A 10,488-nucleotide genomic window follows, 5' to 3' on the forward strand; every position below is an offset into this window, starting at 1 on the left:
GCTGAGAGCCGTACGGATGTGGTCGAGAAGCGCAACCAGCACGACATCGCCGAAGAGCACCGGCAGCAGCAAGGCGAGCTGCTCGCCACCGTCAATCACCTCAATGGCGTGAGCCCCGAATGAGACGCGCAGGCCCCATCGCCCGCGCCCAGGCCACCCAGGGCCTGCGCCTGGCCCGTAACGCGCCCGGCTGCGGCCAGTGCGCCCACGCCGAACCGCGCCAGCCCGCCGGCGCCTACAACGACCTCTGGCGCCTGCACTGCAGCGTCGGCGGCTTCGGCGTGGGCGCCGCCACCACGTGCAACCGATTCACCGTGAAGGAAAAGCCATGTTCAAGCAAGCCATGATCTATCGCCTGGGCAGCTGGCCCGCCAGCGCCGCCGAGCTGGAGAGCGCGCTCGCCGCCGAGCCATTTGCGGAGTGCGGCGCCACGCAGCAGAGGTCCACCGGCTGGGTGCCGCCGCGCGGCGACGAGCACGGCGCGCTGGTCGAAACCGTGGACGGGCAATGGATCGCCCGCTTCGCCATCGAGACCAAGGCCGTGCCCGGCGATGCCGTGCGCCGCAAGGTGGAAGAAGCGGTACAGCACATCGAGAAGACCACCGGCCGCAAGCCCGGCAAGAAGGAGTTGCGTGACCTGCGCGACGACGCGCTGATCTCGCTGCTGCCGCAAGCCTTCCCGCGCCGCAGCACCGTCACGGTGTGGATCGAGCCCACGCAGCGCTGGCTGGTGATGGACGTGGGCGCGCAGGGCAAGGCCGACGAGGTCATCACCAGCCTGGTGCGCGTGGCCGGCAAGGGCTTCGGCGTGGGCCTGCTGCAGACCGCCACCTCGCCGCAGGCCGCCATGGCCGCCTGGCTGGCCGACGCCGAAGGCGACGCCCTGCCCCACGCCTTCAACATCGAACGCGAGTGCGAGCTGATGGGCGGCGGCGAAGAGCCGGCCGTCGTCAAGTTCGGCCGCCACCCGTTGCAGATCGAGGAAGTGCGCCAGCACATCGCAGAGGGAAGCTGCCCACGCGCCTGGCGCTGAGCTGGGCAGGCCGCATCGGCTTCACGCTGACGCAGCGGCTGCAGCTGCTGAAGATCGCCTTCCAGGAGGGTGTGTTGGACACCCGCCAAGATGCGCCCACAGAGGACCGCTTCGACGCCGATGTGGCTCTGATCACCGGGGAGCTGTCCAGTCTCATTGACGACCTGGTGGAGGCGCTCGGTGGCGAGTCCGACGCGGCGGCCGTGACCGACCAGGCGCAGGTGGCGTGATGCCCCGCCTTCTGCAAGTCAACACCGCCGGCGCGTGGAAGCACGTGCAGACCATTCGCAGCGGCCAGCCCGACAGCGCCAGCGATCTGGCGAACGCCAAGGCCGCCGTGGTGCTGCTGGCCGTCACCACCGACGAGCAAGTGAGCTGGCGCATCGTTGATCGCCGCCCCGGCGCCGAGGACGAGGTGATTGCACGGTGGGATCGCAAGAGCGGATGGAGGTCGCGGTCATGAGCAGCAAGCGCCGCATCCGCCGCAACCAGTGCGGCCGCAAGGTGCGCCACGCCGACGAGGCCGCCGCGCGCCGCGCCATCTGGAAACTGGCCCAGGCCTACGGCGGTGCGCTGGGCTACATGGCCGCCTACCGCTGCCCGCACTGCAGCGGCTGGCACATCGGCCACGCCAACGCGAGGAGCAAGATGTGATGACGCAGTTTGGTCGTCCAGCCGATCTGGCGCCGGGTCATGGCGCTGGCGGTGCGTCAGGAAACGATTTGCACAGGGGTAGGCGCGCCGATTGGGCGCCGGGTGCGGCCGATGTACGTCCGGCGGCGCGAACGTGCCTGAACGGCCCGCAATCCGAAGCCGCCGCGCCGCCCGATCTGCTGGCCTGGCTGCGCGCGCAATCGGTCGCCGACGCTGCGCAGGCGCTGGGGCTGTCGCGGCGCACGGTCTACCGGCTGCAGGGCGGCTACTGGCCGGCCGATGCGCGCAAGGTCGCGACGGCCTGGGCCGCCTACCGCGGCCGCACCGGCCGCGTGGAATCGTCCTGGTTCCTGCGCCGCGTGCGCGCCGGCGGCGTCGTGCTGCACGCCGGCCGGTCGTGGTCGGGCGTGGGCCTGCAGCAGCACGTGGGCGAGCTGGTGGCCGTGGCGCGCATGCCCGACGGCGCGTTGCTGGCGCAAACGCTGGAGCTGCCCGCGCAGCGCCTGCCGCTGGAGGCGCTGCCGTGACCGCCAACCACATCGCCGCCATCCATGTGCTCAAGGCCAGGCTGCGCTTGACGGACGAGGACTACCGCGCGCTGCTCAATCACCTCACCGGCCACACCAGCAGCAAGGACTGCACGCCCGCGCAGCAGCGGCAGGTGCGCGACCACCTGCAGGGGCTGGCTGAAGCAGCGGGTGTGGCCAGCCCGCAGCGCCGCGCCGGGTTCGAGGCCCGCTACCTGGTCGCCAGCCCGCGCGAGCGCAAGGTGTGGGCGATCTGGCTGGACATGGCGCGCCGCGGCCTGGTGCACAACAAAAGCGCGCAGGCGCTGGATGCCTTCGTGCAGCGGCAGACCGGCGTGTCGGCGCTGCGCTGGTGCAGCGCCGCGCAGCTCGACGCCGTGATCGAGGCGCTCAAGCTGTGGCAAAAGCGCGGGGTGGAGGTTCGGTGATGTCCAGCGCGCGCCACATGTCTCCCGCCGAGGTCGCCGTGATGGACGCGCTGCTGCCCGAGCGCCTGGCCGGCAGCTCGCGCGAGCTGGCGCAGTGCCTGTTCGAGGCCCTGGTGCTGGCCGACGAGCGCGCGGGCTGCGCCGCCCCGGCCGGTGACTGGGCGGCGCAGCTGCAGGCCTGGGCGCAGCAGGTGCAGGGCCAGCTGCGCCACGTGTCCGACCGGCTGGGCGGGTTCAACTTCTACCTGGCCAAGAATCCGGGCTTCGACATGGACGCGCGCGACCGGGCCATGTGGGACGAGTTCCGCGGCGACTACCGCGCCATGGCGCAAAAGTACGGCATCACCGAGATGCGCGCGCGCCAGATCATCGACGCCGCCCGGCGCGAGGAGCTGGCCCGCCGGCAGGGCCGGCTGGACCTGGACGGCAACGCCCCGGCGACGATCAAAACTAAAGCGCTTTAGTTCGCCCGGCGCACCCTCGCGCGACGATGCCGCCCATGGCATCGAAAGCGCCCATCACCCGCAAATCCCGGCCCGCTGCAGGCGCGGTGGCCGTGGCCGCCTGCCTGTTCGACGCCGCGGGCCTGCAGGAGGCCGGCGCCGCGCCGGCGGGCCGCGTGCTGATGCAGATCACCCCGGCGGGCGACTTTGGCCCCAGCGACGGCCGCGCGCTCGACGTGCCGGCCTGGCGCGTGGATGCCGCCATTGCCGCGCGCGTCATCGCCGCGCACAACCCGGCGCAGCCGCTGGTGATCGACTACGAGCACCAGACGCTGCACGCCGAGTCCAACGGCCGGCCGGCGCCGGCCGCGGGCTGGATCCACGCGCTGCGCTGGATCGACGGGCGCGGCCTGTTCGCCGAGGCCGAGCTGACGCCGCGCGCGCGCCAGCAGGTGCAGGACGGCGAGTACCGCTACTTCAGCCCCGTCATTCAGTACGACCCCGCCAGCGGCGCGCTGCAGCGCGTGCTGATGGGCGCGCTCACCAACAACCCCGCCATCCACGGCATGCAGGCCATCGACCTGACGGCCGCGGCCACGGCCCGTTTCAACCCGACCCACCCACAGGAGACCGATGTGACCCTGCTCCAGAAACTGCTGGCCGCCCTGGGCCTGCCCGCCGACACCACCGAAGAAGCGGCCCTGGCCGCCTGCGCCGCGCGCCGTGCCCAGGCCGATGCCGCGCTCACGGGCCTCAAGCTGCAGGCCGATGCCAACGCCGACGCCATCGTTGCCGCCTGCAATGCAACGGCGGCCGTCATCGCCACGCCCGCCACGCCCGACCCGGCCAAGTTCGTGCCCATCGAGGCCCTGCAGGAGATGCAGGCCAGCATGGCCACGCTGAGCGCCAAGGTGCAGGTGCGCGAGGTCGATGACCTGGTGGCACCCGCCCTGGCCGATGGCCGCCTGCTGCCCGCGCAGGAGGTGTGGGCGCGCGACCTGGGCAAGGCCAACATCGCCGCCCTCAAGCAGTACCTGGCCAGCGCGCAGCCCATTGCCGCGCTGGCCGGCACCCAGACCGCTGGCCAGGCGCCCGCCGGTCTTGACCAGCACGGCCTGAGCGCCGACGAACGCGCCGTGGCCGCCGCCTGCGGCCTGACCCCGAGCAGTTCGCCACCGGCCGCGCCGCGGCCTGACGCAACGCCTTTGCACCAGGAGCAACACCCATGACCGCCTTGACTCAAGACCGCCCCACGCCCGAGCGCGACGGCCGCCGCGTGAGCGATCCGCTGGCCGCCGCCGCCGTGATCTACGCCGGCGCCCTGTATGTGCTGGACAGCGCGGGCGCCGCTGCCGCGGCCACCGCCGCCGCCGCCACGCCGGTGCGCGCCGTGGCCACGGCACGCGCCAGCGCCGCCGCGGGCGACTCGCGCGTGGAAGGCGTCCTGGGCGTGTTCCGCTTCGACAACGGCAGCGGCGCTGCCGAGCTGACGCGCGCCGACATCGGCGCCGCCGCCTACGTGGTGGACGACCAGACCGTGGGTGCCACCGGTACCTGCGTGGCCGGCCCGGTGTTCGACGTCGATGACGCCGGCGTGTGGGTGCATGTCGGCGCCGCCGTGGCGCCTGCCGCGGCCCCGCCGGCGGGCTGACGCGCGCCCCCGACATCGATCACCTCTTCAAGCCGACGCCCCCTCATTTCAGGAGCCCTTCATGCTCATCAACAACGCCAACCTCAAGACGCTGTTCGTCGCGTTCAACGCCGCCTTCAAGGCCGGGCTCGGCCAGGCCGCCAGCCAGTACGGCCAGATCGCCACCACCGTGCCCAGCACCACCGGCGCCGAGGAATACGGCTGGCTCGGCCAGCTGCCCGGCCTGCGCGAATGGCTGGGCGACCGCGTGGTGCACGCCATCGGCAACCACGGCTACACCATCAAGAACCGGCCCTTCGAGCTGACCGTGGGCGTGCCGCGCACCGCCATCGAGGACGACACCTACGGCGTCTACACCCCGCTCATGACCGAGATGGGCCGCGCGGTGGAGGCGCACCCCGACCAACTGGTGTTCGGCATGCTCAAGAGCGGCCACAGCGGGCTGTGCTACGACGGCCAGCCCTTCTTCAGCGCCACGCACCCGGTGCTGAACGACAAGGGCAAGCCCGTCGCCCAGAGCAACGCCACCGGCAACGGCACGGGCGACGTGTGGTACCTGCTGGACACGCGCCGCGCCCTCAAGCCGCTGATCTACCAGACCCGCAAGGCGCCCAACTTCGTGGCGCTCACGGCCGAGACCGACGACAACGTGTTCAACCGCAGCCAATACGTGTACGGCGTGGACGCGCGGCGCAACGCCGGCTACGGCTTCTGGCAGCTGGCGCATGCCAGCAACGCCACGCTGAACGCCGAGAACCTGACCGCCGCCATCACCGCCATGGAAACCCGCACCGGCGACCACGGCCGCCCGCTGGGCATCAGCCCCAACCTGCTGGTGGTGCCCAAGAAGCTGCGCTTCGACGCCAAGAAGCTGCTCGAGGCCGACCTGGTGCCCAACGCCGCCGGCACCGCGACCGAGTCCAACCCCGTGAAAAACGTGGTGGACCTGCTGGTCGCCGACTGGCTGTAACCGACACCTCCAGAGCCGTGCGGCGACTGCGCCGCGTCTGCGGCCGGGGGCGGATAGGCCGACCCAAGCGAACGCCCCGGCAACCCAATTTTTGCAAAGGCCATGCCCTACATCACTCATGCCGAACTCGCTGAAAACCCCGGAGCGCTGGAGCTCTCCGAGGTGGCCAGCGACGAGCACGCCCAGCCAGTCGCGGCCGGCCTGCTCGACGCGCTGCTGCGCGGGCAGGACGTGGGCGCCTGGCCGGCCGACGACGTGGCCGCCGCGCAGCGCGCCGTGGCCCGCATCGACGCCGCCGTGGCCGATGCCGACGCCGTGATCGACGGCTACCTGGCCAAGCGCGGCTACGCGCTGCCGCTGCAGCCCGTGCACCGCCTGGTCACCGCCTGGTGCCGCGCCATCGCGCGCTACCACCTGCACAAGAACCGACTCGCGCCCGACGGCAAGGACCCCATCGAGCGCGCCTGGCGCGATGCGCTGCGCCTGCTGCAGCAAGTGGCCGACGGCAAGTTCGCGCTGGGCGCCGGCGACCCGGTGGCCGTGCACAAGCTCGACGCGCGCTTCGACAGCGCGCCGCTGGTCTTCGGCCGCAAGCAGCTGCGCGCCTGGAGGTAGCGGGCATGAGCTTTGCGCCCTTCGACACCTCGCTCATCGTTGAGCGCCTGGTCACTCAGCTGCCCGCGCTGCACTTCGTTGGCGGCGCGGCCGACTACGCCGCGGTGAAAGAGCTGCGCGGCTTTCGCACGCCCAGCGCCTATGTGATCTTTGCCGAGGAGAACAACACCGGCAAGGTGCCCACCAGCATCGGCGTGTGCGCGCAGGAATCGCTGGTCGAGTTCGGCGTGGTGCTGGCCCTGCGCAACTGGCGCGAGGCGCGTGGCGAGCAGATGCAGGCCGACATGCGCCAGCTCATCGGCCAGGTGCGCGCCGTGCTCATCGGCCACAAGCCCGCCGCCGCCGGCGCCCGCGTCATCGGCTGGCAATCCGGCAAGGTGCTCGACTACGACGCCAGCGTGCTGCTATTTGCCGACGTGTACCAGATGCACCATGTGATGCACCGCGACGAGGTGGCCCCATGCCCGCCGCGAGCCTGACGCGCCATGAGCAGCGAGCCGGCCCTCACCCTCAAGCGCGGCGGCACGTTGCGCCTGCACTGCCAGCTGCAAAGCGGCGGCGCCGGCGTGCCGGTGGCCGGCTGGCAGATCGACTGCTGGTTGCGCGATGCCGCTGGGCGCCGCGTGGCGGCACTGGCCGTCACGCCGACCGACGTGGCGAGCGGCCGCTACGAGCTGGGGGCCGAGCCGGCGGACACCGCCGGCTGGCCCGCCGGCCTGCTGTCGGGCGACATCCGCTACCAGGACAGCAGCGGCCGCGTCATGCACACCTGCACCTTCACGCTGGCACTGCTCGACGCGGTGACCACCCCTGAGAGTCCGCCCATGAGCACCACCGTCATCGAGCCCGCCTGCCAGCTAGTGACCACCGTCACCCACCAGGGCCACAGCGTCGGCATCACCGTCGTCGGCGTGCCCGGCCCGGCCGTGCCTGGCACGGGCGGCGGCGCCGGCATCAGTGCCGACCCCGGCAACCGCGCCATCGCCGGCACCGACGGCGGCGTGTACGTGCGCGACGACCTCGTGCCCGATCCCTTTGCGTACTACATCCTGGCCAAGGCCTGAAAGGAACCACCATGACTCTTGAACAACGCCTCATCGCCCTGGCCCAGGCCATGGGCGCCGACGTGAAGGCCCTGCTGCAGGCGCAGGGCAGCCTGTCGGCGCTCAGCACCACGGCCAAGAACAACCTGGTCGCCGCCATCAACGAGCTGAAGACCGCCCTGGACAACGCTGGCACCGGCGGCGTGGCCATTGACGATGCCGCCGGCGACGGCGCCACCACCGTCACCTGGTCGGCCGACAAGATCCACGACACCATCGAGGCCGCCAAGACTTTGGTGAAGGACGAGCTGACCGATGGCGCGGCCGCGGCGCTCGACACCCTGGCCGAATTGGCCGCTGCGCTGAACGACGACCCCAACTTCGCCGCCACCATCGCCGGCGAGATCGCCAACCGCGTGCGCTTCGACGCCGCACAGGTGCTGACCGAGCCGCAGCAGGCCCAGGCCCGCAGCAACATCGGCGCCCAAAGCGCCGCCGCCATCGGCAACCCGGATCACGACCTGGTGGCCGATTACACCGACGCAAAGGCCTGAAGTCATGAGCTTGCAACAGCGTTTGACCGCACTGGCTCAGGCTGTGGGCGGCGATGTCAAGTCGCTGCTTGCCGCCCAGGGTTCGCTGCAGGCGTTGACCACCTCGGCTAAGAGCAACTTGGTGGCGGCGGTCAACGAACTCAAAAGCGCGGTCGATGCGGCCGGTGGCGGCGCGTCAGACGAGCTGCTGCACGGCCCCGCCATCGTGTCGCAAAAGCTGCTGGAAGGCCCAGTCGCATTTAACAACTGGATCGCGGTGTCGGGCAACCTGGTCATCTTTCGGCAACTGCTTGACTCGCTCGCCGGGCTGACCTATCTGGTCAACAACAGCGTTGCCATGCAGTCGCTGGCCGGCAACGCAACGGCCATGGGCGAGGTGGCTGCCAGCGCGTCGGCGATGGCCGCGATGGCCGCGAGCCAGACCTCCATGAATGCACTTGTGGCCCATGCGACCGCGCGCACTGCCGTGGCCAGCAGCGCGGTCGCCGTGGCGGCATTGGCTGCCAGCCCGGTCGCCATGCACACGTTGGTCAACAACCAACCGATGCTCAGCGCATTGGTCTCGAGCGCGCATTGGGGCTTGTTCGAGGCCAGCACGGTGCTCCCTGTGTTTGGGGGCTCGCTCGCCATGGTGGCCGACGCGGCGCCTGGCTTCGCCACGACCTCGGCATCGAGCGTCTATGCGGCCGGCTTTGAGGCCTTTCGCGCGTTTGACGGCGTCGCCGCATCCCGCTGGGCCGCGGCCGGTGTAGCGGCCTCTGGAGCTTGGCTGCGGGTGTCGTTCGTGCAGCCTCGGTTTGTGCACACGCTGCGCGTGGTGCCCAATGCCAATGATGTGTACACCGCATGGCGGCTGGACTACAGCGACGACGCGGCCAACTGGTCGCCGGCTTACAGCGCAGCGTCCTACACCGCGCAGGCGGGTGTTGCCACAACCCATCCGGTGGCGGTGGCCGGGCGCCACCGGCATTGGCGCTTCTTCGTTGTCACCAGCTCGACCGGTTTTGCCGCGACGCGCGAGCTGGAACTCGACGGCTGGCTCTGAGCCCACAACCACCTTTCAAACCGTACAGGAGGTCTCCATGGAAAAACCAAGCACATCGAACTCGTCAAACCCCACCGCCACGCCGGCCGCGACTACCAGCCGGGCGCGCGGCTCACGCTGCCGGCGCACAAGGCCGACTGGCTGATCGGCGTCGGCAGCGCGCGCGATGCGTCGCCGGTGCCAGCGCCGACGCCGGCCAAGCCAGGCGCAAAGGACTGAGCGAGGGCGCACGGCGCACCCTCCCTGCCACCCCTGATTCAACCCAACGGAGCACACCCACATGCCAGCCAACGTTTCCACCCCGATCATCTGGAACGGCCAGGGGCCGGTCCACATCGGCACCTACGACCCGGTCAACGGCCGGGCCGAACAGGGCTTTCTGACCAACCTCTATTCCGTGGGCTGCGGCAACCGCACACTCACGGCCACGCCCTCGCGCGAGACCACCACGCTCAACGAGAGCTGCTCCGGCCAGCGCCTGACGCTGAAGGAAATGGAGACCAGCAAGAGCCTGCAGGTCAGCCTGTCGATGGTGCAGTTCGACAGCCGCACGCTGGCGCAGGCCTTCTTCGGCGAGGCCGTGCTCAAGGAGGGCGGCACTGTGACCGAGGAGGTGCTGGCCAGGCTGGCGCCGGGCGACTACTTCTTCCTGAAGCACCCGCGCGTGTCCAGCGTGGTGATCGAGGACAGCACCGCCGGCACGCCCATCACCTACGTGGAGGGCACGCACTACCTGATCGACGACGCCGACCACGGCCGCTGCCGCCTGATCGCCCACCCGGGCGCGCCCGATCCCGAGCACGTCGAGCCGCTGAAGGTCGACTATGAGTACGCCGGCTTCATCAACATCGCGGCCTTCAGCAAGACCAATGTCGAGAAGGGCATCGTTTTCAGCGGCATCAACGGCGACGGCCAGAAGGTGCGCGTGATCATTCCGCGCATCAGCCTGGCGATGAACGGCGACTTCGGCTGGATCACCGACGAGGCCAGCGAGCTGACGCTCGGCGGCCAGGCGCTGTACGTGCCGGATCTGCAGACCGACCCGATGTACGGCCCCTTCATGCGCATCGACACGATGCCGGACCTGCCGGCCTGACGGTGATGTGGCCTGGCGACAGGCCGCGCGCGCCCATGAAAAACCGCGCCGGGCGTTTGTGCCGGGCGCGGTTTTTGTTTGGGGGCGTGGGGTCAGTGGCGCGGGCCAAGCAGGCGCCAGCAGATGCCGGCCCAGGGCGCGGCCAGCGCCACGCCCAGCGCCAACACCGCTGGCAGCACCAGGCCGTAACCCAGCAGCACGAAGGCGAGCAGCGCAAAGAAAGCCATGAAGCGAAGCATGGCTGGATGTTAAAGCGAGAGGAGCACCATGGCAACCGATCTGAAGGCCAAGCTGGTTGTTGAGGCGCAAGCCACTGGCCAGCAAGAGCTGGCCGGCATGGCCGCCGACGTCAAGAACCTGGCGGGCGAGAGCGAGCGCAGCGCGCAGAAGCAGACCACCTCGCACCGCCGCATCGCCGATGGGGTCAAG

Annotated in this window: 17 protein-coding genes and 1 pseudogene; 17 read left to right on the forward strand and 1 reads right to left on the reverse strand. The window is 70.6% G+C overall.

Annotated features, from left to right (window positions below; translation table 11 throughout):
* Window positions 1–119: 119 nt before the first annotated feature.
* From H0I39_RS01960 to H0I39_RS02035, 17 genes and pseudogenes are all read left to right on the forward strand, one after another.
* Window positions 120–347 carry a hypothetical protein gene (locus H0I39_RS01960; RefSeq protein ID WP_180549389.1) on the forward strand — a complete coding sequence of 76 codons (228 nt, stop codon included), beginning with the start codon at window positions 120–122 and terminating at the stop codon, window positions 345–347.
* Window positions 344–1,263 (forward strand): annotated as a pseudogene (locus H0I39_RS01965) (recombination-associated protein RdgC). Before H0I39_RS01960 ends, H0I39_RS01965 begins: the two are co-directional and overlap by 4 nt.
* Window positions 1,263–1,496, forward strand: a complete 234-nt coding sequence (locus H0I39_RS01970) for a hypothetical protein (protein WP_180549390.1) — start codon at window positions 1,263–1,265, stop codon at window positions 1,494–1,496. Before H0I39_RS01965 ends, H0I39_RS01970 begins: the two are co-directional and overlap by 1 nt.
* Window positions 1,493–1,687 (forward strand): hypothetical protein, encoded by a 195-nt coding sequence (locus tag H0I39_RS01975; protein ID WP_180549391.1) that lies wholly within the window; start codon window positions 1,493–1,495, stop codon window positions 1,685–1,687. The genes H0I39_RS01970 and H0I39_RS01975 overlap by 4 nt, the downstream gene beginning before the upstream one ends.
* A gap of 68 nt (window positions 1,688–1,755) precedes the next feature.
* A complete protein-coding gene (locus H0I39_RS01980) occupies window positions 1,756–2,214 on the forward strand; it encodes a hypothetical protein (RefSeq protein ID WP_180549392.1) in 459 nt (152 codons plus the stop codon).
* A complete protein-coding gene (locus H0I39_RS01985; RefSeq protein ID WP_180549393.1) occupies window positions 2,211–2,642 on the forward strand; it encodes a phage protein GemA/Gp16 family protein in 432 nt (143 codons plus the stop codon). The genes H0I39_RS01980 and H0I39_RS01985 overlap by 4 nt, the downstream gene beginning before the upstream one ends.
* Window positions 2,642–3,106, forward strand: a complete 465-nt coding sequence (locus tag H0I39_RS01990; protein WP_180549394.1) for a Mor transcription activator family protein — start codon at window positions 2,642–2,644, stop codon at window positions 3,104–3,106. Before H0I39_RS01985 ends, H0I39_RS01990 begins: the two co-directional genes overlap by 1 nt.
* Window positions 3,107–3,141: 35 nt before the next feature.
* Window positions 3,142–4,314 (forward strand): phage protease, encoded by a 1,173-nt coding sequence (locus H0I39_RS01995; protein WP_180549395.1) that lies wholly within the window; start codon window positions 3,142–3,144, stop codon window positions 4,312–4,314.
* Window positions 4,311–4,736, forward strand: a complete 426-nt coding sequence (locus tag H0I39_RS02000; protein WP_180549396.1) for a hypothetical protein — start codon at window positions 4,311–4,313, stop codon at window positions 4,734–4,736. The genes H0I39_RS01995 and H0I39_RS02000 overlap by 4 nt, the downstream gene beginning before the upstream one ends.
* Before the next feature lie 61 nt (window positions 4,737–4,797).
* Window positions 4,798–5,706: a Mu-like prophage major head subunit gpT family protein gene (locus H0I39_RS02005; protein WP_180549397.1), complete on the forward strand. Its 909-nt coding sequence runs from the start codon at window positions 4,798–4,800 to the stop codon at window positions 5,704–5,706.
* A 102-nt stretch (window positions 5,707–5,808) separates the two neighbouring features.
* Window positions 5,809–6,321: a DUF1320 domain-containing protein gene (locus tag H0I39_RS02010; RefSeq protein ID WP_180549398.1), complete on the forward strand. Its 513-nt coding sequence runs from the start codon at window positions 5,809–5,811 to the stop codon at window positions 6,319–6,321.
* A 5-nt stretch (window positions 6,322–6,326) separates the two neighbouring features.
* A complete protein-coding gene (locus H0I39_RS02015; RefSeq protein WP_180549399.1) occupies window positions 6,327–6,800 on the forward strand; it encodes a phage tail terminator protein in 474 nt (157 codons plus the stop codon).
* A 6-nt stretch (window positions 6,801–6,806) separates the two neighbouring features.
* Window positions 6,807–7,385 carry a hypothetical protein gene (locus H0I39_RS02020; protein ID WP_180549400.1) on the forward strand — a complete coding sequence of 193 codons (579 nt, stop codon included), beginning with the start codon at window positions 6,807–6,809 and terminating at the stop codon, window positions 7,383–7,385.
* 11 nt (window positions 7,386–7,396) lie between these two features.
* A complete protein-coding gene (locus H0I39_RS02025; RefSeq protein ID WP_180549401.1) occupies window positions 7,397–7,918 on the forward strand; it encodes a hypothetical protein in 522 nt (173 codons plus the stop codon).
* A gap of 4 nt (window positions 7,919–7,922) precedes the next feature.
* Complete coding sequence (locus H0I39_RS02030) at window positions 7,923–8,963, forward strand: discoidin domain-containing protein (protein ID WP_180549402.1); 1,041 nt, start codon at window positions 7,923–7,925, stop codon at window positions 8,961–8,963.
* 54 nt (window positions 8,964–9,017) lie between these two features.
* Window positions 9,018–9,182 carry a DUF7210 family protein gene (locus tag H0I39_RS24550; protein ID WP_444547276.1) on the forward strand — a complete coding sequence of 55 codons (165 nt, stop codon included), beginning with the start codon at window positions 9,018–9,020 and terminating at the stop codon, window positions 9,180–9,182.
* A 61-nt stretch (window positions 9,183–9,243) separates the two neighbouring features.
* On the forward strand, window positions 9,244–10,059 hold the full coding sequence (locus H0I39_RS02035) for a phage tail tube protein (protein WP_180549403.1): 816 nt from the start codon (window positions 9,244–9,246) through the stop codon (window positions 10,057–10,059).
* 92 nt (window positions 10,060–10,151) lie between these two features.
* On the opposite strand, the gene H0I39_RS02040 is transcribed toward H0I39_RS02035, so the two are convergent.
* A complete protein-coding gene (locus H0I39_RS02040; protein WP_180549404.1) occupies window positions 10,152–10,298 on the reverse strand; it encodes a hypothetical protein in 147 nt (48 codons plus the stop codon).
* Window positions 10,299–10,488 lie beyond the last annotated feature (190 nt).

It is taken from the genome of Ottowia beijingensis (assembly GCF_013423955.1).
GTDB lineage: Bacteria > Pseudomonadota > Gammaproteobacteria > Burkholderiales > Burkholderiaceae_C > Ottowia > Ottowia beijingensis.

Coding starts and splice junctions, on each gene's coding strand:
- H0I39_RS01960 (WP_180549389.1), top strand. CDS start 120: ATGAGACGCGCAGGCCCCATCGCCCGCGCCCAGGCCACCCAGGGCCTG.
- H0I39_RS01970 (WP_180549390.1), top strand. CDS start 1,263: ATGCCCCGCCTTCTGCAAGTCAACACCGCCGGCGCGTGGAAGCACGTG.
- H0I39_RS01975 (WP_180549391.1), top strand. CDS start 1,493: ATGAGCAGCAAGCGCCGCATCCGCCGCAACCAGTGCGGCCGCAAGGTG.
- H0I39_RS01990 (WP_180549394.1), top strand. CDS start 2,642: ATGTCCAGCGCGCGCCACATGTCTCCCGCCGAGGTCGCCGTGATGGAC.
- H0I39_RS01995 (WP_180549395.1), top strand. CDS start 3,142: ATGGCATCGAAAGCGCCCATCACCCGCAAATCCCGGCCCGCTGCAGGC.
- H0I39_RS02000 (WP_180549396.1), top strand. CDS start 4,311: ATGACCGCCTTGACTCAAGACCGCCCCACGCCCGAGCGCGACGGCCGC.
- H0I39_RS02005 (WP_180549397.1), top strand. CDS start 4,798: ATGCTCATCAACAACGCCAACCTCAAGACGCTGTTCGTCGCGTTCAAC.
- H0I39_RS02010 (WP_180549398.1), top strand. CDS start 5,809: ATGCCCTACATCACTCATGCCGAACTCGCTGAAAACCCCGGAGCGCTG.
- H0I39_RS02015 (WP_180549399.1), top strand. CDS start 6,327: ATGAGCTTTGCGCCCTTCGACACCTCGCTCATCGTTGAGCGCCTGGTC.
- H0I39_RS02020 (WP_180549400.1), top strand. CDS start 6,807: ATGAGCAGCGAGCCGGCCCTCACCCTCAAGCGCGGCGGCACGTTGCGC.
- H0I39_RS02025 (WP_180549401.1), top strand. CDS start 7,397: ATGACTCTTGAACAACGCCTCATCGCCCTGGCCCAGGCCATGGGCGCC.
- H0I39_RS02030 (WP_180549402.1), top strand. CDS start 7,923: ATGAGCTTGCAACAGCGTTTGACCGCACTGGCTCAGGCTGTGGGCGGC.
- H0I39_RS02035 (WP_180549403.1), top strand. CDS start 9,244: ATGCCAGCCAACGTTTCCACCCCGATCATCTGGAACGGCCAGGGGCCG.
- H0I39_RS02040 (WP_180549404.1), bottom strand. CDS start 10,298: ATGCTTCGCTTCATGGCTTTCTTTGCGCTGCTCGCCTTCGTGCTGCTG.